Origin of the sequence: Pseudomonas sp. SJZ079 (genome assembly GCF_007993865.1) — a bacterium.
Classification (GTDB): Bacteria; Pseudomonadota; Gammaproteobacteria; order Pseudomonadales; family Pseudomonadaceae; genus Aquipseudomonas.
On record NZ_VIUH01000020.1, the window covers coordinates 25,152 to 48,936 of the forward strand.

Annotated in this window: 14 protein-coding genes and 1 riboswitch; of the genes, 5 read left to right on the forward strand and 9 right to left on the reverse strand. The window is 61.0% G+C overall.

Going from position 1 to position 23,785, the window contains the following annotated elements:
* Positions 1-80: 80 nt before the first annotated feature.
* Both pta and FBY03_RS16990 read left to right on the forward strand, forming a co-directional pair.
* The gene (pta, locus tag FBY03_RS16985) at positions 81-2,174 is read left to right on the forward strand and encodes a phosphate acetyltransferase (protein ID WP_147173544.1); all 2,094 of its coding nucleotides are present in this window, start codon (positions 81-83) and stop codon (positions 2,172-2,174) included.
* A 246-nt stretch (positions 2,175-2,420) separates the two neighbouring features.
* Positions 2,421-3,329: an acyltransferase gene (locus FBY03_RS16990; protein ID WP_147173545.1), complete on the forward strand. Its 909-nt coding sequence runs from the start codon at positions 2,421-2,423 to the stop codon at positions 3,327-3,329.
* Between the two features lie 21 nt (positions 3,330-3,350).
* Here the strand turns inward: FBY03_RS16990 and FBY03_RS16995 are convergent, their stop codons facing one another.
* The 8 genes from FBY03_RS16995 to FBY03_RS17030 form a co-directional block, all read right to left on the reverse strand.
* Positions 3,351-5,504, reverse strand: a complete 2,154-nt coding sequence (locus FBY03_RS16995) for a bifunctional diguanylate cyclase/phosphodiesterase (RefSeq protein ID WP_147173546.1) — start codon at positions 5,502-5,504, stop codon at positions 3,351-3,353.
* Between the two features lie 50 nt (positions 5,505-5,554).
* Positions 5,555-9,337, reverse strand: coding sequence for a CHASE domain-containing protein (locus FBY03_RS17000; RefSeq protein ID WP_147173547.1), 3,783 nt, complete (start codon positions 9,335-9,337; stop codon positions 5,555-5,557).
* A 179-nt stretch (positions 9,338-9,516) separates the two neighbouring features.
* Positions 9,517-10,173, reverse strand: a complete 657-nt coding sequence (locus FBY03_RS17005; protein ID WP_147173548.1) for an OmpA family protein — start codon at positions 10,171-10,173, stop codon at positions 9,517-9,519.
* Positions 10,174-10,288: 115 nt separating this feature from the next.
* Positions 10,289-10,936: an MBL fold metallo-hydrolase gene (locus FBY03_RS17010; protein ID WP_147173549.1), complete on the reverse strand. Its 648-nt coding sequence runs from the start codon at positions 10,934-10,936 to the stop codon at positions 10,289-10,291.
* 302 nt (positions 10,937-11,238) lie between these two features.
* Positions 11,239-13,980, reverse strand: a complete 2,742-nt coding sequence (locus FBY03_RS17015; RefSeq protein WP_147173550.1) for a LuxR C-terminal-related transcriptional regulator — start codon at positions 13,978-13,980, stop codon at positions 11,239-11,241.
* Between the two features lie 236 nt (positions 13,981-14,216).
* Positions 14,217-15,584: a DUF1329 domain-containing protein gene (locus tag FBY03_RS17020; protein WP_147173551.1), complete on the reverse strand. Its 1,368-nt coding sequence runs from the start codon at positions 15,582-15,584 to the stop codon at positions 14,217-14,219.
* Between the two features lie 31 nt (positions 15,585-15,615).
* Positions 15,616-17,499: a DUF1302 domain-containing protein gene (locus FBY03_RS17025; protein ID WP_147173552.1), complete on the reverse strand. Its 1,884-nt coding sequence runs from the start codon at positions 17,497-17,499 to the stop codon at positions 15,616-15,618.
* 229 nt (positions 17,500-17,728) lie between these two features.
* A complete protein-coding gene (locus tag FBY03_RS17030; RefSeq protein WP_147173553.1) occupies positions 17,729-19,411 on the reverse strand; it encodes a fatty acid--CoA ligase in 1,683 nt (560 codons plus the stop codon).
* Positions 19,412-19,603: 192 nt separating this feature from the next.
* Here FBY03_RS17030 and FBY03_RS17035 point away from each other — a divergent pair, with 192 nt between their 5' ends.
* Positions 19,604-20,779 carry an acetyl-CoA C-acyltransferase gene (locus FBY03_RS17035; protein WP_147173554.1) on the forward strand — a complete coding sequence of 392 codons (1,176 nt, stop codon included), beginning with the start codon at positions 19,604-19,606 and terminating at the stop codon, positions 20,777-20,779.
* Positions 20,780-20,839: 60 nt separating this feature from the next.
* Here the strand turns inward: FBY03_RS17035 and FBY03_RS17040 are convergent, their stop codons facing one another.
* On the reverse strand, positions 20,840-21,469 hold the full coding sequence (locus FBY03_RS17040; protein ID WP_147173555.1) for a LysE family translocator: 630 nt from the start codon (positions 21,467-21,469) through the stop codon (positions 20,840-20,842).
* Between the two features lie 79 nt (positions 21,470-21,548).
* Here FBY03_RS17040 and FBY03_RS17045 point away from each other — a divergent pair, with 79 nt between their 5' ends.
* Positions 21,549-22,514 carry a 2-hydroxyacid dehydrogenase gene (locus FBY03_RS17045; RefSeq protein WP_147173556.1) on the forward strand — a complete coding sequence of 322 codons (966 nt, stop codon included), beginning with the start codon at positions 21,549-21,551 and terminating at the stop codon, positions 22,512-22,514.
* Positions 22,515-22,542: 28 nt separating this feature from the next.
* Complete coding sequence (locus FBY03_RS17050; RefSeq protein ID WP_147173557.1) at positions 22,543-23,541, forward strand: class I SAM-dependent methyltransferase; 999 nt, start codon at positions 22,543-22,545, stop codon at positions 23,539-23,541.
* Positions 23,542-23,578: 37 nt separating this feature from the next.
* A riboswitch (yybP-ykoY riboswitch) is annotated at positions 23,579-23,724 on the forward strand.
* Positions 23,725-23,785: the final 61 nt, after the last annotated feature.

Sequence of the window (23,785 nt, forward strand, 5' to 3'; positions counted from 1 at the left end):
CGCCAAAGTCCTACCGATTCAGGCTGGCAGATCGGCTGTTTGCCCACACTCAATACCGTCGCCCTCAGCTAGGAAGTTGCATGCATACGTTCTTTATCGCCCCCACCGGATTCGGCGTCGGCCTGACCTCTACCAGCCTGGGCCTGGTCGGTGCCTTGGAACGGGCCGGGCTCAAGGTCGGCTTTTTCAAGCCGATCGCCCAACCGCACCCGGGCGACGAGGGCCCGGAGCGTTCCAGCGAGCTGATCGCCCGCACCCATGGCCTGGACTCACCGAAACCGCTGAGCCTGGCGCATGTCGAACAGATGCTCGGCGATGGTCAGCTGGACGACCTGCTCGAAGAAATCGTCAGCCTGTATCAACAGGCCGCCGTCGATAAGGATGTGGTCATAGTCGAGGGCATGGTGCCGACCCGGCATAGCAGTTATGCGGCGCGGGTCAACTTGCACCTGGCCAAGAGCCTGGACGCCGAAGTGATTCTGGTCTCGGCCCCCGAACAGGAGAGCCTGAGCGAACTGTCCGACCGGGTGGAAATCCTCGCCCAGCTGTTTGGCGGACCGAAGGACCCGAAACTGCTTGGGGTGATCCTCAACAAGGTGCGTAGCGAGGAGGGTCTGGAGGCCTTCGCCAAGCGCCTGCACGAGTTGTCACCCTTGCTCAAGACCGACGATTTCCGCCTGCTCGGCTGCATCCCCTGGCAGGAGGAGTTGAACGCCCCGCGCACCCGTGACATCGCCGACCTGCTCGATGCGCGGGTCCTCAACGCCGGTGACTACGAGCAACGTCGGGTGCTGAAAATCGTGCTCTGCGCGCGCGCCGTGGCCAATACCGTGCAACTGCTCCAGCCCGGCACGCTGGTGGTGACACCGGGCGACCGTGACGACATCATCCTCGCCGCGAGCCTGGCCGCGATGAACGGCATGTCGCTGGCCGGCCTGCTGCTATGCAGCGATTTCACGCCTGACCCGCGGATCATGGAACTGTGCCGCGGCGCGCTGCACAGCGGCCTGCCGGTGCTGACCGTGAGCACCGGTTCCTACGACACCGCGACCAACCTCAACCAGCTGAACAAGGAAATTCCGCTGGATGACAAGGAGCGTGCGGAAAAGGTCGCCGACTTCGTCGCCAGTCATATCGATCACGACTGGTTGCGCGTGCGCTGCGGTACCCCGAACGAACACCATCTGTCACCGGCGGCGTTCCGTTACCAACTGGTGCAGCGGGCCAAGGCCGCGAACAAGCGTATCGTCCTGCCGGAAGGCAGCGAACCGCGTACTGTGCAGGCCGCCGCCCTCTGCCAGGCGCGCGGCATCGCACGCTGCGTGCTGCTGGCCAAGCCAGAAGAAGTACAGGCGGTGGCCCAGGCGCACGGCATCGCGCTACCGCCAGGTCTGGAGATTCTCGACCCCGACCTGATCCGCGAGCGCTATGTCGAACCGATGGTGCAGCTGCGCAAAGGCAAGGGGCTGAATGCGCCGATGGCCGCCGCGCAATTGGACGATACCGTGGTCCTCGGCACCATGATGCTGGCTCTGGACGAGGTCGATGGCCTGGTTTCCGGCGCCATCCACACCACCGCCAATACGATTCGTCCGGCCCTGCAGCTGATCAAGACCGCGCCTGGCTACAAGCTGGTGTCATCGGTGTTCTTCATGCTGCTGCCGGACCAGGTGGTGGTCTACGGCGACTGCGCGGTCAACCCGGACCCGAATGCCGAGGAACTGGCGGAAATTGCGTTGCAAAGCGCCGCCTCGGCCAGCGCCTTCGGCATTCCGCCGCGCGTGGCGATGCTCAGCTATGCCACCGGCGACTCGGGCAACGGCGACGACGTGGACAAAGTCCGCGAGGCCACGCGCCTGGCCAAGCAAAGTAGCCCGGATTTACTCCTCGACGGCCCGCTGCAATACGACGCAGCCGCGATCGCCAGCGTCGGCCGGCAAAAAGCCCCGAACAGCCCAGTGGCCGGCCAGGCCACGGTTTTCGTGTTTCCCGACCTGAATACCGGCAACACCACCTACAAAGCGGTGCAACGCAGTGCCGACTGCGTCAGCGTCGGTCCCATGCTGCAGGGACTGCGCAAACCGGTGAACGACTTGTCGCGTGGCGCCTTGGTCGACGACATCGTCTACACCATCGCCCTGACTGCGATTCAGGCGGCGAATTTGGCCAACTAACACGCCAATTAGTCGTCGCAGCAGGCGAGATCGGCAAAGCAAAAAACGCCAGGCCTGGAATGGCCTCTGGCGTTTCGCTACAGCCCATGCGCCGCAGCGCTGCGTTCGGTGCGGCTGTAGCGGGCTTTGCAGTTCAGCTGGCAATCGTTAACATCGGCCACCAAGCAAGCCCGCCCCGATCAAAAAAGCGGGTACTCCCCCGATTCGAGGCGATCCTGTCGCCTCTCTGCCGAAGGCGCCCGCCCCATGCTGTCCTTTCTGCCTAGCCCCGTACGCGGCACTCTTGCGGCCCTGCTGCTCTTCGTCAATACCCTGATCTGGTGCTGGTTTTTATTTATCGCCGCTCTGGTCAAGCTGTGCTTACCGTTCAAGCCGGTACGCAAAGTCTGTAACCAGGTGCTCAACTGGGTGGCGGAAGCCTGGATTACCTGCAACAGCGGCTGGATGTGGCTGACGCAAAAAACCCGGTGGGATCTACAGGGCCGCGAGCAACTGAAGTATGACGGTTGGTACCTGGTCACCAGCAATCACCAGAGCTGGGTCGATATCCTCGCGCTGCAGCACACGCTGAACCGGCGCATGCCGTTTTTCAAATTCTTCCTCAAGCAGGAATTGATCTGGGTACCGGTGATTGGCCTGTGCTGGTGGGCGCTGGATTTCCCTTTCATGAAGCGCTACTCGAAAGCCTACCTGGCCAAATACCCGGAGAAGAAAGGCCAGGACACCCTGACCACGCGCAAGGCCTGCGAAAAATTTCGCGACGTACCGGTGGCCGTGTTCAACTTCCTCGAAGGCACCCGATTCACCCAGGCCAAGCATGATCAGCAAGACTCGCCTTTCCGTTACCTGCTCAAGCCCAAAGCCGGCGGTATCGCCTACGTCCTGGACGCCATGGGCAGCCAGCTCAAATCCATGGTGAACATCACCATCCACTACCCTGCCGGCAACCCGAGTTTTTGGGCCTTTCTCTGCGGTGAAGTGCCCAAGGTGGTGATTCGTTATCAGCGCCAGGACATCCCCAAGGAATTCCTCGGCAAGGATTACCACAGCGATGAAGCGTACCGCCTGGCGTTCCAGCAATGGATCAATCAACTGTGGCAGGAGAAGGACGCCACGCTGGCAGACCTGCATCGGCAGTACGCCACGCCACAATAGTTCGACTCTAGGAGCGACCGCTCAAGTAACGAGCGGTTGATTACCGGGCAACGGCAGTGCTGACCAGTCCAGTTGCGCCGGGAACTCCTGCGCTTGCGCGGCAGGCAACCCTGGCGCGACCAAGAAGCCCTGCATGATGGCGCACTGGTGAGCCACCAGCCAATCGCGCTGGGCCATGGTCTCCACCCCCTCGGCGACCACCTCCAGGCCCAGATGCCGGCCCAGGTCGATGATGGTGCTGACCACGGCGGCATCGCGCGGCGAGTCGAGCATATTGGCGATGAACAGCTGATCGATCTTTAGCGTGTCCAGCTCGAAATGACGCAGGTAGGCCAAAGATGAATAGCCGGTACCGAAGTCGTCGATGGCGACCTTCACGCCCAGCGTGCGCAACTGCCGCAGCTGCTTCTGGGTAGCTCCCATATCCTGCATCAGCGCGCTTTCGGTGACCTCCACTTCCAGTTGCGCCGGCTCCAGCTGATATTCCTGCAACACCCGGCGCAGCTCATCGACCAACTGCGGCATGCCGAACTGCACGGGGCTGACATTCAGGCTAAGCACCAGGTCATTGGCAAACCACTGGCTCATACTGCTGCGCTGCTGGGCTCCCTGGCGAAAGATCCAGCCACCCAAACGGTTGATCAGTCGGGTTTCCTCCAGCAGCGGAATAAACACGCTGGGCCCTACGGTACCGGCGACCGGATGCTCCCAGCGCAGCAATCCCTCGAAGCCGCGCAACCGTCCGCTGTCGAGATACACCTGTGGTTGATAGACCAAGCGAAAATCATCGTGCTCAATCGCCGTGCGCAAACCCTCCTCGAGCATCAACCGGGAACGCGCCCGTCCATTCATTTCCGGCAGGAAAAACCGGTATTGCTGGCGCCCAGCGCGCTTGGCCTCGTACATGGCCATGTCCGCAGCCCGCAATAATCCGTCGACGGTCTGCCCGCACTCGGGGAAACAGGCGATCCCCACGCTGGCACCGAGGGTGAACTCAACCCCGTCCAGGCTATGGCGCACCGAAACCTGTTCGATCAACTTCTCGGCTATCCGTGCCGCGTCTTCGGGGTGCCCCAGGCCGTCGATTAGAACGGTAAACTCATCACCGCCCATGCGCGCCAGCGTGTCATAGGGCCGCAGGTTGACTTTCAACTGTTCGCCGACCCGACACAGCACCTGATCGCCCGCATCATGGCCGAGCGAGTCATTGATGCGCTTGAAACCGTCCAGGTCGAGATACAGTACCGCCATGGAGCGACCACTGCGTTTGCTGCGTGAGAGTGCTGATTCCATGGCCAGGTAGAAGCCGCGCCGGTTGATCAACCCGGTCAAGGCATCGGTGACCGCCAATGACTCCAGCTGGTTATGCAGGCCGCGCACCACCGACATGTCCAGGGCAATGATCACCATGGCCTTCTGCAGTCGGGGTAAGGGTGAACAGGACAAGGCCACCGGCACGCTTTCGCCAGCGCGCGGGCGGAGGCTGGCGTCGTGCAGACGATAGGTTTCCTGGCGTCGCCAGGCCTGGTAGAACTCCGACTCGCCCCAGGCACAATCGACCTCGGGGGTCAGCAGCCAGGACAGCATCGCGGTGCCCTCCAGATCGCTCACCGAGCAGTGCAGCATCTGCGCCATTGCGGGGTTGGCAAAGCTGATCAGGCCCGTTTCGCCAACCACCACGATGCCCTCTGCGGCATTATCCAGCACCGAGGCATTGAACGCCCGCGCACTATCCAGTTGCTGGGTCAGCTGCAAAAGATCGCTGCGATTGCGCTCAAGATCGAGCAGGGAGTGAATCTTCTGACGCAGCACCTGCGGCTCGAAGGGTTTCAGCATGAAATCCACCGCGCCGGTGGCATAGCCCTGGAGCACGGCGTCCTGGGTCTGCGAGATGGCCGAGACAAAGATAATCGGCGTGAAGCGTGTGCGCGGGTTACCACGCATCAACCGCGCCACTTCGAAGCCATCCATGTGCGGCATCTGCACGTCCAGGAGCACCAAGCCGACGTGCTCTTCCAGCAGGCATCTCAAGGCCGCTTCACCGGAGCCGACGCAACGTAATTGCCAATCCCCCTCGTCCAGCAGCGCCTCCATTGCCACGAGATTCTCCGGACGGTCGTCCACCACCAGAAGCACCTGAGAACTTCGCACTGCTTTCATCTGCGCCTGAGCCATGTACCACTCCTTTGCGGGTAAACAACCTGTGCCTGCAGGTGCCCGGCCGTTCATGGCCGATCATCAAGCAACGCAGTAGCGTCAGACGCTCTATCGGACGCTCTAAACGACATCTCGCTGCTATTCAGCCAGCGCAGCAGAGTGACAAGCAACTCATCGCGGCTGACCGGCTTGGTCAGATAATCATCGGCGCCGGCGGCGATACATTTGTCCCGGTCGCCCTTCATCGCATGGGCAGTCAGGGCGATGATCGGAATACTGCAGCGATGCTCCTGCTTGAGCAGGCGAGTCGCGGTGTAACCGTCCATATTCGGCATGGCCATATCCATCAGGATCAGGTCGAAAGGCTCTAGCGGGTAACGCTCGATGGCCTCCAGCCCATCCTTGGCCGCGCTGCTCTTGATCCCCACCTCATCGAGCAATGCGGTCATGGCATAGACATTGCGCACATCGTCATCCACCAGCAACACCCGCCGCCCGGCCAGCGGCTGACTGAGCGGCGGCGCGAGCAGGCTCTGCACGGGATCGCGCACACTACCAAGGAAGCCCTGCACGGCCTGGCCCAGCTCCTGCGTGTCCTCACCGTGCTTGCGCACCACCACTGCTGAGTAACGTCTGAGCCGCTGCAGCGCCTGTTGCGCCACGTCCACACCGGTATTGATCACCACCCGCGTACCATTCAGCGGACGCTGACAGTCCAGGCTCTCCAGCAGCTCGAAACCATCCTGATCGGGTAGGTCGAGATCGATCACCAAGGCCGTGAAATGCCCTGCGGCATAGGCCTCGCAGGCTTCCTCGCCAGTGCTGCAGGTGGTCACGGTAAACCCCAGCTGTTGCAGGTGTTCACGGTAATGCTCGCGCTCGACCTCGACGTCCTCCACCAACAACAGCGTCTGGGCCGGTGGATGGTCACTGCCCTGCAGTCCGATGAAGACTTGCTCAAGGTCCTCGCGATCAATGGGTTTAACCAGGTAGTGGGTACCGTCATCGTTCCAGCCGACCGGTTGCGGCACGCAGGAAATGATGTGCACCGGCGTACTGCGATTGCTGACCTGGCCGCGCAGACGGCGAAACAGCTGCCAGCCACTGATATCCGGGAGCAGGATATCCAGGATCACCGCGCTGAAAGATTCCTCTTCCAGCAACTTGAGCGCTTGCAAACCGGTACGGCAATGCACGCTGGTGAAACCATGGGTATGCGCCGCCTCGATGATAATCGCCGCAAAGTTGGGATCATCTTCGATGATTAGAACCGCCGGCCCCACACCGCTTCGCGGCACGGGTTCAGCAGCGCCAGCACCCTCGAGCGGCGCCTCCACGCGCATCGGCAAACGCAGGGTGAAGCAGGCGCCTTGCGCGGGCGCACTTTGCAGGCTGATCTCGCCGCCCATGGCCTGCACCAACTGCCGGGTGATCGCCAGCCCCAGCCCGGTACCGCCAAAACGGCGACTGGTGGAGCCATCGATTTGCTGAAACGCCTGAAAAATCTGCTCATGCTGGTCGGCTGCGATGCCGATACCAGTATCGCGCACGCTGAAGAGCAACTGCATGCTCGGCCCATCGTCGCCACTTGGCTCGCACTCAACCGTCAGGTTCACTTCGCCCTGCTCGGTGAACTTGCATGCATTGGACAGCAAATTGCGCAGGATCTGCTGCAGCCGCGCACGGTCTGTGTGCACCACCCGTGGCACCTCGGCCTGCAGCTCGGAGTGCAGGCGCAAGCCCTTGAGCTCGGCCATAGGTCGCATGCTGGCATCCAACTCGGCCAGAAGCTCCTGCAGATTCAGCGGCTCCAGCTTGAGTTCGATGCGCCCGGACTCAACTTTGGCCAAATCGAGGATGCTGTTGATCAACTGCAGCAGATCGCTGCCAGCGCGGTGGACAATGTCGGCGTGCTTGACCTGCTTCTCTGTGAGGGTGGCGCCGCTGTTCAGACGCAGTTGGTCGCTGAGGATCAGGATGCTATTGAGCGGGGTGCGCAACTCATGGGACATGTTGGCCAGAAACTCGGACTTATAGCGGCTGGCCAGGGTCAACTGCTCGGCCTGATCGCGTAGGCGCTGCTCCGCGGCCTTGCGCTCGCTGATGTCGATAATCACCACCTGTACCAACGCGTCCTCGCCACTGCGGATCGGCGAAAGCCCCACCTCCAGAGGAATCAGACGACCGTCGCGGTGCTGGCCGAACAGGTCGCGGTTGCTGCCCATGCGCCGCGGCTCGGGGTTGTTCTGGTAGTTGCGGCGGAACCCCACATGCGCCTCATGCTGCTCCTGAGGTAACAGTTTTTCCACCGGCTGGCCAAGCAGTTCCTGGCGCGTGTAACCGAACATCTGCTCGGTCTGCTGGTTGACCATGGCAATCTGCCCAGCACTGTCGACCAGGATAATCGAGTTGGGCGACGCCTCAACCACCAGGCGAAAGCGCTCTTCGGCACTTTTCCGCGCCCTCAAGTCGATCAAGTTGAGTACGTAGTTGGCCCCCCTCGACTCGGCCAACACGCTCAAGCTCAGGGTCACGGGCACACGGACGCCACTGTCGCAACGCACTTCATAATCGTTGTCCAACAGCGGGGTATCGCCTTCCTTGGTCAGCTCGCCAAAGTCATCCAGCTCTGGCAGGAAGCGCCGTACGCGCTCGCCCACCAGGGCTTCGGCTGGGCATTCAAGCAGCTCCGTAGCGCTGCGATTGACCATTTCGATGCGCCCGTCGGCATTGCAGAGCAAGGTCGCGACCGGCAGTCGCTCGATCAGCAGGCGGAAACGCTCTTCGCGCTCACGCAATTGTCGGGTGGCCAGCCGGCTAGCACTCAGTTCGCGCTCGCGCAGGTACAGGTAACCACCGATCAAAAGCGCCAACAAGCCGCTGGCAATCAGCCCCATCCACAGACTGAAGGTCCTGCTTCGACTCCCCAGGGCCGCTTCGTAATCGGCGGTGCTGCCAACCTCAAGCACCCAGGTTCGCCCGAACAGGGGCAGTTCCAGGGTCTGCCGAAGACGCGACGGCAAGGTGGCGGCCGGCTGATTGGCACTCAGTAGAACGGTATCCGGCGCGGACAAATCCTTGATCGCAATCTCGAACAGGCGGCTCTGCGACCCGAGAATCCCCGCCATCAGGTCATGACTTCGAAACGCCCCGTAGACGAAGCCAAGTAACGCCGCGTGGCGCTCCTCCACGCTACTCAACGGCATGCCCGCCTGAAATACCGGCAGGTACAGCATCACCCCGCCCTGCACATCCGCCTCGGTTTCCTGCTTGAGCGTGAGCGGTGCAGTCAAGGCTGCGACACCGCTACTGTAGGCTTGTTCAATCGCGGCCCGGCGCACGGACTCGCTGAACATGTCATAACCCAGAGCACGACGATTGCGCCAGTCGAGCGGACTGATGTAATCGATCAGCACGTACTCATCACGCGGTTCTGGAGGAAACACACGGTAGTCGCTACGCCCGGCAGAGCGGACGTCAGCCAGGAAATCGTCGAGCTGCTCCTGTTTTAGATAGCGCGCCCACCCCAGCGCCTGCATGCCGGGATAGCGATCCTGCAACTGCAACTGATCGACTGCCCGCTCCCACTCCTGATACGAAACGCTGTCACTGCCAAGCAGTAGACCGGACATGCCACGCAAGACCATTTCATAGGCACGCATGCGAGTAACCACCCGCTGCCCGACATCTTGCGCCTCAAGCTGAAAGCGTTGCTGAACGCCCTCTCGGTTGCGGGCCTCGAAACTCTGCCACAGCCAGACGCTCAGTGCGCCGAACCCCAACAATACCGCCAGGGTGGCCCCGAGCGGCAGTCCGTACTTTTGGCAAATAGCACTAGATCTGTCGTCCATGAGCGTTCCAAGTAATCCATAACCGGCAGCCACACAGCTGCTCCTCTCGGAGGCTTTCACAGCCCTCGAAAGCATAATAGTCAGGAATTGGAGAGCCGGCCTTGTGCCAGCAGGGATTTACTAGATAACGCCCCCAACAAACCACCGGCGCAACAGGCTTGTTGGGGAGCGAGAGTGGCTTACAGCGGACGCAAATTGATCTCGACGCGGCGATTTTGCGCGCGACCGGCCTCGCTGGCGTTGCTGGCGACCGGCTGGTTCGGACCGGCACCGTAGGACGAAATCCGCTGAGCCGGCACGCCGTTACTGGTCAGGTACGACGCGACGCTTTGCGCACGACGGTTCGACAGATTCTGGTTGAGCTCGAGTGAACCCGTGCTGTCGGTGTGGCCAACGATGTCGATGCCGTTCTTGTCGAACTCCTTGAACACCGTGACCAGGGAATTCAGCGTCGGATAGAAACCACTGGAGATGTCAGACGAGTTGCTGGCGAAGGTGATGTTGCCCGGCATGATCAGCTTCAGATCATCGCCATTGCGTTGCACCTGCACGCCAGTGCCTTGCAGGGTCTGGCGTAGCTTGGCTTCCTGAGTATCAACGTAGTAGCCATAGCCGCCGCCCGCAGCGCCGCCCACTGCGGCACCAATCAGCGCACCTTTGGCGCGGTCTTTCTTGCTCGAGGTGGCCGCGCCGATAACGGCGCCGGTCACCGCACCGACTCCGCCGTAAATCCCCGCCTTGCCGGCTTCACGCTCACCGGTATAGGGGTTGGTAGTGCAACCCGCTAGAAGAGTGAGACCGGCCGCTGCTAATGCAAAATTACGCAATTTATTCATGAATGGTTCCTTTGCTTTTTTTCGTATTGGGACAGATTTCCGCCAGGGTTTTCGAGCGTTCGGTCAGCATTTAAGTTCCCTGCAGTCTGCAGCAAAAACCGCGAAATAGACCTGTTCAGGCTCGCACAAAGGGGTTTTCGCGCATTTCTTCACCCAGATTGGTATCCGCCCCATGCCCGGTGACCACCGTGGCCTCCTCATCCAGGCTGTACAAGCGTTGCTTGATCGAGCGCTCGATAGCGGCGTGATCGCCGCCCCACAAATCGGTCCGCCCGATACCGCGGCGAAACAGGGTGTCACCGGCGATCAGCAGCTTAGCCTGGGGAAACCAGAAACTCATCGAACCAGGTGTGTGCCCTGGCGTATGCAGCGCCACGCCGCAGCCACAGTCCAACGCCTGATCGTCGCTCAGCCACTGATCGGGAGCCGGTACCGGAGTATAGGGCACGCCAAACATGCGGCACTGCATTTCCAGGTTGTCCCAGAGGAATTGATCCTCCTTGTGCAGATGCAGTGTCGCGCCGGTCAACTCCTTCATCTGCCCGGAAGCGAGGAAGTGGTCGAGGTGAGCATGCGTATGAATGATGCTGACGACGCGCAAGCCATGCGCATCGAGGCGCGCCATGATCAGCTCGGGATTGCCACCGGGGTCGACCACTATGGCCTTCTTGGTGAGCGGATCGCCAATTATCGTGCAGTTGCACTGCAAAGGCCCGACGGGGAAGGTTTCGCGGATCAACGCAGGTGACGCAGCGGTGCTCATCGGTTACTCCTCGATGCAGTAGTCGCCGGGTAGCTTACCCGCCCAGTTGGTGAATGCGCGATCTCCTTCAAGGAGAGCTGTATCGACGCGGGGGAATGCGACAGCAAACTAAGCCAGCAACAGCCGGAGTGTTCGTGCCTGCATGTGGTGGGCTGCTGCAAGAAGCGGTTGTACGCATCGCATTGGCCGGCACACCGCAGAGGCATAGCCCGCTCAGCGAGACTCATGACGATGCGCAAGTCCACCGGGGCGGGCCAAATACCCGAGGGCAACCGAGAACTGCCCTGCCAACCGCAGCCGACTCAACTCAGTAACCCCAGGTCCTGAGCCCGGGCTACCGCCTGGGTGCGGCGCTCGACACCCAATTTACTGTTGATGTGCCGGGCGTGGGTTTTCACCGTATGCAGCGAGATAAACAGGCGCTCGCTGATTTCCTGATTCGAGCAGCCCTGAGCAATCAACTGCAACACCGCCACCTCCCGCGAACTCAACGCTTCGATCAGGGCACCACCGCTCATGCTCGGCGACTCGTTCACAGGCCCAGGCAGCGCTGCCAGCAACGCCTCGCGCAACGGGCACTCGGCACGCATCAATAATTGTTCGCGGAGCCAGTCTGGCTGATGCTCGAGCAACTCCTCGAATGGCAACAAACCGCCGCCGGAGGCAGCTTGCAGGCTGCTGCTCAGTTGCTGCTGCGCCTCACGTTCGCGCCCATTCACCCGTAGCAATAAGCTCAATTGCACCTGAGCAACCACCCCCAGCAACTGCCCGCCGGAAGCTTGCGCTCGTAGGCTGAGCGCACGCAAACGTCGCTCGGCTTCCGGCAGCTGCCCCTGGATACGTTCCAGGGCTGCGCGCTGCAGCTCGATATGCAGCGGTAACTGCGGATGAAACTCCGGCGCCGCAGCCGCCGACTCACCGTTATAAGTCTCGGCCAGGCGGGTCAGCCAGGCTTCTGCCAGTTCGACTTGCCCCTGCATCAGCCACAGGTCGCATTTGACCAAGGTGATGATCGCCAAATAGTAGACCGGCGGCACATCCCAGATATGCATCAGCCGCTCAGCCTCGGCAAGCTGCGCGAAGGCCTCGGCGATGTGCCCACAGCGCCCTTCCAGACTGGCCAATACCCCATAACCGATCAGCAGACTGATATCGCGACAGGCGCGCGCCTCGGCGATCCCGGCACTCAAACACACGCGGGCCTTCTCCGGCTGCAGGCGCAGCGTCAGCAAAACACCCTCATACAGGGTCAGGCGCGCACGCATCGCGTAGTGCCGTTGCGGCGGCAAGCCGCGCAGTCGATCCAAGCCCTGACGGACCTCTTCGAGGGCGCGCAGGACTTCACCTCGAGCCTGCAGCACTCGGGCGCGATCATAATGGGCCAAAGCCTCAAACAACGGATTGCCCATCCGTTGCGCCAACTCCAATGCCTCTCGATTGAGGCTACGGGCGCGCCATAGGTCACCCTGCACGATTGCCAGGTTCGCCAGCGTCGACAAGCACATCAAGCGCTGGCCATAACGTTCCTGCGGCAGGCCGGCCAATGCTTCAGCACAGTATTGCTGCGCACGCTGACTCTCCCCCCGTCCACGGGCGATCACCCCGCTCACCGCCAACCACTGCGCCAATAAGGATTGCTGCTGGCTCGCCGAGGGAGCAGGCAAGAAGCGGCTCAGCTGAGCGGCCAACTCCTGCGCCGCATCCAACTGGCAAGCCAACGCCAACGCCCAGCTATACAACACCACCAGCCGCGGCGTGCTGGCCAGCAAACTGTCCGGCAAATCCATCTTCCAGCGCAGCAGCATGGCGACATTCTGTTCGGCCAACAGCTGCTCCTCGGACAAGTTCTGCACCAGGTTGGCAGCCACATCCGGCTGGCCGGCCAGCAGCGCTTGCTCGATGGCCTCGTCCAGCAGGCCATGGGCGCTGAACCAACGGCACGCCCTGAGATGCGAACTGGCGGGCGGCAACGTCAGGCCCGTCGCAGGTCGGGCGCGCAGCAGATCGGAAAACAAATGATGGTAGCGGAACCATAGCCCCTGCTCATCAAGCGGGACCAAAAACACCTGGTGCGCCTGCAGGTGAGCGAGAATGGCCGCACTATCGTGGGCCTCACGTAGGGCATCGCACAGTTCAGCACAGAAGCGCTCCTGGCAGGCGGTCTCGTAGAGGAACGCCTGCACCTCTGCCGGCTGACACTCGATCACTTCCTCCAGCAGGTAGTCGCGGATCAGGCCTTCGGCGCCATGCGGTGCATGTGCAAAGCCTTCCGCCCCGCCCGTCTCGGCGGCCGTCAGCAACCACAAACGCAACCCCGCTACCCAGCCCTCGCTACGCTGCAGCAAACTGCTCAGTACGTCCGGGGGTAACTGCGTGCCCTGGCTCAGCAACAGCTCGCTGGTTTCCTCTGTGGTCAGCCGCAGGTCTTGTTCATGCAGTTCCAATAGCTGGCGTGACAGCCGCAGGCGTGCCAGGTGCCAGTCCGGGCGCTGGCGACTGGTCACCAGTAACAGCAGTCCGTCTGGCAAATGATTGAGAAAAAATTGTAAGCAGCGATCCAGTACCGCACCCTGAGCCAGGTGGTAATCGTCCAACACCAGCAACACCGGCTTAGCAGGGTCAAGTCGTAGTGCCAGCTCATCGAGCAGACTATCCAGCCACTCTTCGAACGCAAAAGGCTGATGTCGCTGACGCAATTTCAGCAGGCCCAAGGCTTCGGCGCCCAGCCCTGGAAAACATCGCCGCAACCCTTTCAACAAGCGCTCCAGAAAACGCCCTGGATCATTGTCGCGGCCGCTCAAACCAAGCCACAGGCTTTGCCATTCTTCAGGCAAGCTCTCGCAGAACTCGATCGCCAAAGAGCTCTTGCCAAAACCCGCGGGGGCACTCAGCAGCAGCAATCGCCCAGACAAGCCGGCTGCCAGCCGCTCGCATAAACGCGGCCGCCGTACGTAACCGCTCGGTAATGGCGGACGGAAAAAGCGCACATCGGTCAGCGGCGCGGCAGGAGCAGAAAAACCATGTAGAAGGGACAGTTCAGTCATCACCCGGTTTCTTGGAAGAGTTAGCCAGCAGGGTGTACGAATGAACCGCAGCCTAGCCCCTTAGGCTCGGCATTTGAAGCCCCGAGGCTGGGTCTTAACAATTCGTTGCACTCTCTAAGGGACAACTCACTCCCCAGCGGCGACCCCTGCAGGTCTTCGCTGACCAAGCCCGCGACTCGAATCCAGAACAAAAAAAGCCGGCCCTAAGGCCGGCTCGTATGCCACCGAGTGCGAGGTTAGCGCACGCCAGCTTGACGCAGAGCCGCCGGAGTGTAGTCCGAGGCAGAGGCCTTGTAGGTGAAATCGTAGGCCTGTTTCTCTTCGTTCTTCATGCCCAGTGCCAGATAACGACCGGACAACAGGTCATACAGCGTTTCCAAGGTGTACCAAGGTACTTTCTTGTCGTAGTAGTACTGAGCGTGTGCTTCAGCCACGCGCCACAGCGTACCGCGACCATCGTAGTGATCGACCTCGGCAGCTTGCCAAGTATCTTCATCGAGGTAGAAGTCACGCTTGGCATAGATGTGGCGCTCGCCGGACTTCAGGGTTCCGGTCACGTGCCATACCCGGTGCAGCTCGTAACGGGTCAAGTCCTGGTTGATATGGCCGGCCTTGATCACCTCGTCATACTTCAGCTTCGGCGAATCCAGCTTGTAGGCGTTGTAGGGGATGTAGATCTCCTTCTTGCCATTGAGCTTCCACTCGTAGCGGTCCGGCGAGCCGTTGTACAGGTCGAAGTTGTCCGAGGTACGCAGACCATCGGCTGCAGTACCCGGACCGTCATAGGACACCTGCGGCGCACGGCGTACACGGCGTTGACCGGCGTTGTACAGCCAGGCCAGGCGTGGTTCCTTCACCTGGTTCAGGGTCTCATGCACCAGCAGTACGTTACCGGCCAGACGCGACGGCGCGGTGACACGTTGCTTGAAGTAGAACAGCACGTTGCTTTCCTTGCCCGGCTGGTAGTCGGTCAAGTTGGCGCGGAAGGTGAACTCGTCCTGGAAGTACACCATGCTGTAGGAACCATTGGCCTGCGGAGTGGCCTGGGTCACCAGGCGCCGTACGCTGCCGCCACGGTAGCGGGTGATGTGGTTCCAGATCGCTTCCAGGCCATCCTTCGGAATTGGGAAGGGGTTGGCTTGGTCGAAGTTCTGCAGACCGTTGCCACCCTCTACCAGCTTGGTGTTGACCGCGTTGTTCTTGGTCGCCGCCAATACATCATCCGGCAGAGTGGCCGAACGATGGGTCGGGTACACCGGGATCTTGTAGCTGTCCGGATAACGCTTGAGCATCGCCTGCTGGCCGGGGGTCAGCTTGTCCTTGTACTGATCCATGTTCTGCGCGGTGATGGTGAACAGTGGCTGCTCACTGGCGAACGGGTCCGCCAGGAAGCCTGCGCCATCGACAGCGCCTGCGTTGGTCGGCAGACCGCCGGTCCAGGCCGGGATAGAGCCGTCGGCATTACCCGCCATCTCGGCACCGACCGGCGTCAAAGTGGTTCCCAGCTTGGCAGCTTCATCTGGCGAGACTGCCGCCATGACACTGCAAGCCAGCAGCGACAGGGTCAGGGCGCCGGTTTGCAACAGACTCTTTGTTGTTTTCATGTACATAGTCTTCCTCAAGATTCCTGGCCGCTTAGAAGTTCACGCCGAAGCTGAGCGCAACGAAGTCACGGTCGATTGCAGTATTGAAGTCGCCACCGAAGAAATCGGTGTAGGACAGATCCGCCGTGTAAGTGTTCTGGTACTCGGCATTCAAACCGAGGCTGACAGCCTTGGAGCCTTCGTTAAACAGCCCATTGGGGCCGTAGCCATCCACATCATGTGACCAGGACACGCTGGGCTTCAGGTTGATACCGGCAATGACCGACGGGTACTCCAGGATCGCCCTGGCACGGTAGCCCCAAGAGGTAGTAGTGACAAAACCATCGTTATTGGTTGGGCTGTAGGCCCCATAGATGGCGTCACGACCGTATTGCAGGTCTGCGGTATGTTCCAGGCCACCTACGTGGGCGGCGCCGACTTCTCCGACTACGGTCAGGCGACTAGCACCCAACACCCGGTCGAAGAAATGAGTCAGGGTGGTTTGTACCTGAGTCAGCTCTTTGCGACGATAACCTTGGTTTTCGGCGCCCGGGGTAGTTTGAATTGTTGGGGCAGCTGCACCGCCAGTGAGTGGATTGAGCAGAGCAGTGTTAAGCGCGGTGCTGTTGATCTGGATAGGAGCATTCGGACGATAGCTGACTTCACCAGCCCATGAGGTACCAGTCGGTAATACGGTGGAAAAACTCAAACCGTACAGCTGGATATCTTCCGGATAACTTAGGAAGTATTCGCCGTTACCCAGAGCGACGACGGGAGCCAAGCCGGTTAACGTTGGAGCGAAAGCAGGATTGCCAGCACAAGCAGGGAAGCCTCCAAGTGCGGAACACAACGCACCTGCCGAAGTGGCAGGATTCGTCAAATTGGGTACCGAAGGCGCCAAGCCTCCGAGGGTCGCGGCGTCTGCGGTTTGGGTATTAAAGAACGGGGTACGGCTGTGGTAGTTCATAAAGTAGGCGCCGTACTCGGTATTCTCGCCGAGCCAACGCAGAGCGAGACCATATTGGCCGCTGTCGCGGGCATCGCGGTCGCCGCCGCGAGGGATGACCACGCCCTCGTCTTCAACACCAAAACTAGCCCCGGTGGCAGCAACAATCGGCTGCAGTGCCCGAATGGCCGCGACCTGAGCCGGACTAGTAGCAATAGCAGTCAAATTCCTATCGCAGCCATCTGCAACTACATCGGAGGTCGCGAAGAAGGTGCCGCAGTTGTCGGCAACCGTCTGGTCCCACTCAAGCTGGTAGAACGCCTCCATGGATAGGCTGTCGGTCAGGCTCTGCGATACGTAGAACATATTGACCGGGATCAGACCTTCCTTGATCTCCGCACCGGGACGGCGGAAGGCAGCGGCATCAATAGGGTTGATCGAGTTGATCGAATTCTGGATGAAGGTGCTCTCACCCCAGCTGACGACCTGCTTACCCAAGCGCACCGAGCCAGGCATGTCACCGATGGCATAGTTGTGGTAGACGAAAGCATCGAGAATTTGCGCGCCGGAAGACTGGGCCGCTTCCTTACGATTGTGGTCGTCGATGTCCTTGAACAGGCGCTCTTCGTCCTTCAGCTCGAAGTCGTACCAGTACTTACCACGCACGAACACACCGGTATCGCCGTACTTCAATTCGAGGTCATGAATACCCTTGAAAATCTTCGAGAAGGTCTCGCCTTTCTTGAAATTCAGACGGTTGTCGTCACTGGTGGAAGAAGCGGCTGTGCCGCCATTCACTCTGCCGATCAGGTCTGGATCCGCCCCGCGCACCGACCAGCTGGCCCCCACGGACAGCGCGGAGTCGAACTGACCTTCGATCTCACCGATATTGAAGGTCACGCCGAATGCCGGTGCAGCGAGAGTGGATGCGAGGCTAACGGCCAGTGGCAGTTTCGCCAGGCGCCAGAACGATTGGTTGCTTGTAGTCATCGACGCTACTCCATGTGCTTTTTGTTATGAATGGTGCGGACTATAGCCAGGGAGTAGTACTGCTTGATCCCTCGAAAGTGTGATTTGCAGCCCCCAGGCACTCTGGCTCGCCGGTTTCGGCGGACTAGTCCGATCCATGACAAGCCAAGAATGGCTGGAAAACAGCAATTAGCAAGCCAAACGCTTGTTTGACTGAGTAGTCACTTTTGCGAGGTGCTACGGCCGGGGCCTACAGCGTGGACAGAAACGCACTGCCAGCTGCTTGCCACTGGGCGATATCCACGCGAATACGTTTCTTATCCAGCTTGCCGACACTGGTCTTGGGAATTTCAGTAACAAGGGCGATCTGCGTGGGGATTGCCCACTTATTGATGTGACCCTGTTCGACGTAGGGCTTGAGATGCTCCTTGAGTCCCTTCGCATCCAACCCTTGATTTTCGTGCAAGACCAACAAGGCAAATGGCCGCTCACCCCACTGCGGATCCACCACGCCGACCACTGCTACCTCACGTACAGCCGGATGCCGACTGATCAAGTCCTCCAGTTCCAATGACGAAATCCACTCGCCGCCGGTCTTGATCACGTCCTTGATGCGGTCGCGAATGTCGATAAAGCCCATACCATCGATGGTGGCCACGTCGCCGGTATGCATCCAGCCATGCTCCCAGAGCTCTTGGCCTTTTTCCGGCTCGCGGAAGTAGCCCTGCGTCAACCAGGGCGCGCGCAAGACCAGTTCGCCCTGTGCCTCGCCATCTGCCGGCAGGATCTTGCCATCGGCACCCATGATCGCCGCCTCGACCAGCGGCACCGGTACACCGGCCTTGATGCGGTAGGTGATGCGCTCGTCCTCGCTCCCCGCAAGCAGTTCCTCGTTGAGGTAAGCGCAGGAAATCAGCGGGCAGGTTTCCGACATGCCGTAAGCCGCGGTCAGCTGAATACCACGCGCCTTGGCGGCGTCGTACAGCGTGCGATTCAGCGCACTGCCGCCGATGATCATCTTCATGCCGCCGAAATCATGACCTTGGGCACTGGGGGTGTTCATCAACATTTGCAAAATGGTCGGCACGCAGTGGGAGAAGCTGACCTTCTCCTGCTCGATCAGCTGGCACAACATCTCGGGCTCGTAACGCCCCGGATACACCTGCTTGACCCCCAGCATGGTCGCGACATAAGGCACGCCCCAGGCGTGCACGTGGAACATGGGGGTGATCGGCATATACACGTCGTCACTGCCGAGCAAGCGGATGCTGTCCAGGCTACCCATGGTGGTGGCCATGGACAGGGTGTGCAGCACCAGTTGCCGATGGGTGAAATAGACGCCCTTGGGGTTACCCGTGGTGCCGGTGGTGTAGAAGGTGGTGGCCACCGAATTCTCATCGAAGTCGGCGAACTCATAAGACGGACCGGCGGCTGCCAGCAGTTGCTCATACTCGCCGATCAGCGCTGGCAGATCCGCGCCCTTCTCCTCGCCATCGGTCAGCAGCAGGGTTTTCTCGACCGTGGTCAGTTGGCTGGCGATGCCGTTATACAGCGGCACGAACTCGCTGTTGACCAGCACGAACTTATCTTCGGCATGGTTCATGGTGTAGAGGATCTGCTCTGGCGACAGGCGGATATTGATGGTGTGCAGCACCGCGCCGAGCATGGGAATGGCGAACATGCATTCGAGGTAACGATGACTATCCCAATCCATCACCGCCACGGTGTCTCCCGCCTTGACGCCCGCGTTCGACAATACGTTGGCCAATCGCGCCACCCGCTCATTGAAGGTCGCATAGCTGTAGCGAACGCGATCGCGGTAGACGATCTCGCGGGTTTTTTCATAACGCCCACCAGACAGCAGCAGGCTCTTGATCAGCAAGGGATATGGGTGGGCATTGGTCGTTGGCGGAATGATTCGAGTTGGCAACATTGGGCACCTGTCTGCAGTCTTGAGGTTCATTGTTAACTGGCACTCTAGAGCGCTTGCCTGACCTAAAAATCAGTCAAAAGAATGATTTGCGGAGTGACTCTTTGGCCGCTTAGAGTCACGCGATAGAATCAGGCAAGCAGCTGGTCATGACTGGCTACATGTTGAGCCATAACATTTATAGAGGTAACTGCAATGCCCGATATCGTCATCGTTAACGGCGCCCGCACCCCGATGGGTGGCTTTCAAGGCAGCCTGGCCAGCGTACCGGCCGTCGAGCTGGGCGCCGCCGCGATCCGCGAAGCCGTCCGCCGCGCCGGCATTCAAGCTGCCGATGTGCAGGAAGTGATCATGGGTTGCGTATTGCCTGCCGGCCTCAAGCAAGGTCCGGCGCGCCAGGCTGCATTGAACGCCGGCCTGCCCAGTGCGACCGGTTGCACCACGATCAACAAGCTCTGCGGTTCGGGGATGAAAGCGGTGATGCTGGCTCACGACCTGCTCAAGGCCGGGACTAACTCGGTAATGGTCGCCGGCGGCATGGAAAGCATGTCCAACGCACCCTACCTCATCGAAAAAGCCCGTACGGGCCTGCGCATGGGGCACGGCGAAATCAAGGACCACATGTTCCTCGACGGCCTGGAAGATGCCCGCAGCGGCCGCCTGATGGGCTCGTTCGCCCAGGAAACTGCGGATCAATACGGCATCAGCCGCGAAGCCATGGACGCCTACGCCATCGAGTCGCTGAAGCGTGCCCAGGCAGCGATCGCCGCAGGGTCGCTGGCCGCCGAGATCGTCCCGATCAGTGTCACCACCCGCAAGGGCGAGGTACTGGTAAAGGACGATGAACAGCCACTGAACGCCAACCTGGAGAAAATTCCCAGCCTGAAACCGGCGTTCCGCAAAGACGGCAGCATCACCGCCGCCAACGCCAGTTCGATCTCCGATGGCGCCTCCGCGCTGGTCTTGATGACTGCCGAAGAGGCTAGCAAGCGCGGCCTCACACCACTGGCCAAGATCGTCGGCCATGCCACCCAGAGCCAGGACCCGAGCGAGTTCACCCTCGCCCCAGTTGGCGCCATCAGCAACCTGCTGCAGAAAACCGGCTGGGACAAGAACCAGGTGGATCTGTTCGAGATCAACGAGGCCTTTGCCATGGTCACCATGTTGGCCATGCGCGAACACAACCTCGATCACGCCAAGGTCAATATCTATGGTGGCGCCTGCGCCCAGGGCCATCCAGTCGGGTCGACCGGTTCACGAATCATCCTCACCCTGATCAACGCCCTGCAGAATACCGGCGGCAAACGCGGCATCGCCGCGCTGTGCATCGGCGGCGGAGAGGCCACCGCAGTGGCGATCGAGTTGCTGTAAACCCAGCCGATACGAAAAGCCCCGCCAGGTGTGCGGGGCTTTTTCATTTACAGCGCAGGCTCAACGCAATTCGCTGAATGCCAGCTTGATACCGAGTGCGATCAGTACACCGCCCATCAGCCGATCGAACCAGTGGCCGAGTCGGGCAAAGCCGGTGCGCACCCGTTGCTGACTGAACAGCAGCGCCACCAGACAAAACCACAGCGCCGTTGCCAGCGCCAGATAGACTCCGTAACCGGCCTGGATCATCAAAGGGGTGTGTGGATTGATTACCACGGTGAACAGCGACAGGAAAAACAGGGTTGCCTTGGGATTCAGGCCATTGGTGACGAACCCCGTGACAAACGCGGCGCGTGACGAGCGTGCACCCTCCGCCAGGTTCAGTTCGGCGCTCGCCGGATCAGCCGGTTTGGCGCGCAACGCGCGGATACCGATATACAGCAAGTAAGCGGCCGCCAGCCACTTCAGCGCATTGAACAGCACGATCGACTGCGACACGATCAAGCCGATACCGAGCAACGAATACGCCACGTGCACGAAGATGCCGGCACCGACGCCCAACGCGGTAAACATGCCGGCGCGCCGACCGAAGCCCACGCTTTCGCGCACCACGATGGCAAAGTCCGGACCGGGACTGGCCACAGCGAGCAAATGGATCAACGCAACAGTAAAAAACTCTGTCCAGTACACGGGACCTCCGTGGCATAAAGTGGGTCTGCTAGGCTCGCAACCATACGCCCACCCAGCCCAGTAAAGAAAGGTACAGCTGATGAGTAATAGTAGCCTTGCGGTATTTCTCGACCACAGCTCGCTCGACCTTGGCGACCTCGATCTGATGCCGCTCAAGCAGTGTTTTGCCGAACTGCGGCTGCATGGACAGAGCACGTCCGAGCAGGTCATCGAACGCCTGCAAGGCGCGCAGGTCGCGATCAGCAACAAGGTGCCGCTGGATGCCGAGACCTTCGCCGCCTGCCCGGAGCTGAAACTGGTTCTGGTTGCCGCCACCGGCACCAACAATATCGACCTCGTCGCCGCTCGCGAACAGGGCGTGACCGTCTGCAATTGCCAAGGCTATGGCACCCCGTCGGTGGCGCAACACACTCTGATGCTGCTGCTCGCCCTGGCCACCCGCCTGCCCGACTACCATGCTGCCGTACGTGCCGGGCGCTGGCAGCAGGCGCAGCAATTTTGCCTGCTGGACTTTCCCATCGTCGAACTGGAAGGCAAGACCCTCGGCCTGCTGGGCCATGGCGAGCTGGGGGGCGCGGTGGCCAGCCTGGCCGAGGCGTTCGGCATGCGCGTGCTGCTCGGTCAGTTGCCGGGACGCCAACCGCGCCCGGATCGCGTGCCACTGGAAGAACTGCTACCGCAGGTCGACGCCCTGACCCTGCATTGCCCGTTGAACGACGCCACCCGGGATCTGATTGGCGAGGATGAGCTGAACCTGATGAAACCCGGCGCCTTCCTGATCAACACCGCGCGCGGCGGTCTGGTCAACGAGCAGGCCCTGGCCGCCGCGCTGCGCCGTGGCCATTTGGGCGGCGCCGCCACCGACGTGCTGACCCAGGAACCGCCGATAAACGGCAACCCCTTGCTGGCCGGCGATATCCCACGACTGATTGTCACCCCGCACAGCGCCTGGGGCAGCCGCGAGGCGCGGCAACGGATCGTCGGCCAACTGATGGAGAACGCCCAGGCGTTCTTCGGCGGTGCGCCGCGCCGTGTAGTCGGCTAAGCTGCGCGCCTTTTTTCGAGGAGCACTCATGGACCCGCGAAGCGAAGTGTTGCTGCGCCAGGCCGACCTGTTCGCCGGCCCGTTGTTGCTGGCTGGCCTACCCGCCGACGATCTGCTCGGGCACCTGCCCAACGCCCATGGCTGGAGCTGGCACGCTGGCGATCAGGCCGCACTGAGCAGCCGCTTTGCCGGACGCAGTCACTTTGGCGTCACCCCGCCCACCGTGCAGTTCGACGCGGCGGTATTGTTCCTGCCGAAATCCCGAGAGCTGACCGATTACCTGCTGAGCGCCCTGGCCGCACAACTGGACGGCCGCGAGCTGTTTCTGGTCGGCGAAAAACGTGCCGGTATCGAGCGCGCGGCCAAACAACTGGCGGCGTTCGGCAGCACAGGCAAACTCGACAGCGCGCGGCACTGCCAGCTCTGGCGGGCACGGCTGGAACAGGCGCCGCCGACACCGGACCTGGAGGCTCTGGCCCAACGTTATTCGCTGGAATTGAGCGACGGCCCACTGACCATCGTCAGTCTGCCGGGGGTCTTCAGCCATGGTCGTCTGGATAGCGGCAGTGCCCTGCTCCTGGAGCACCTGGATAACCTGCCGACTGGCCACCTGCTGGACTTCGGCTGCGGTGCCGGGGTGCTCGGTGCGGTACTCAAACGCCGCTACCCGGATAGCCAGGTAACCCTGCTGGATGTCGATGCCTTTGCCGCGGCCAGCAGTCGCCTGACCCTGGCCGCCAATCATCTGCAAGCCGAGGTGATCAGTGGCGACGGAATTGCCGCCGCCCCCACGGAGCTGAGCGCGATTCTGAGTAACCCGCCGTTCCACCAGGGCGTGCACACCCACTATCAGGCCACGGAAAACCTGTTGCGCCAGGCCACCGAGCACCTGCAGCGCCACGGTCAATTACGCCTGGTGGCCAACAGCTTCCTCAAATACCCGCCGCTGATCGAACAGCACCTCGGTCCCTGCCAGACGCTGGCCGAAGCCAAGGGTTTCCGCATCTACCAGGCGCACAAAGGCTGAGCGCAGGCTTGCTCAAGCCCGAGCGCTTAGGCAGAATGCGCCCGTCCTAGGGGAGTAGTCTCCCGCGAGCGCCCGTCGCTCGCCCGGCACGCGTCAACATACTTGGTCAACCGACCATGGCGCGTGCGACCCAAGGCCCGCTTAACCGGGCTGCAGATGTGCTGCCAACGCCAGTCGTTGGTTAGCAACAATCTGCACAGGGTTTGACCAGACCTATGACACGCACACCTCACCCGGGGCGGGA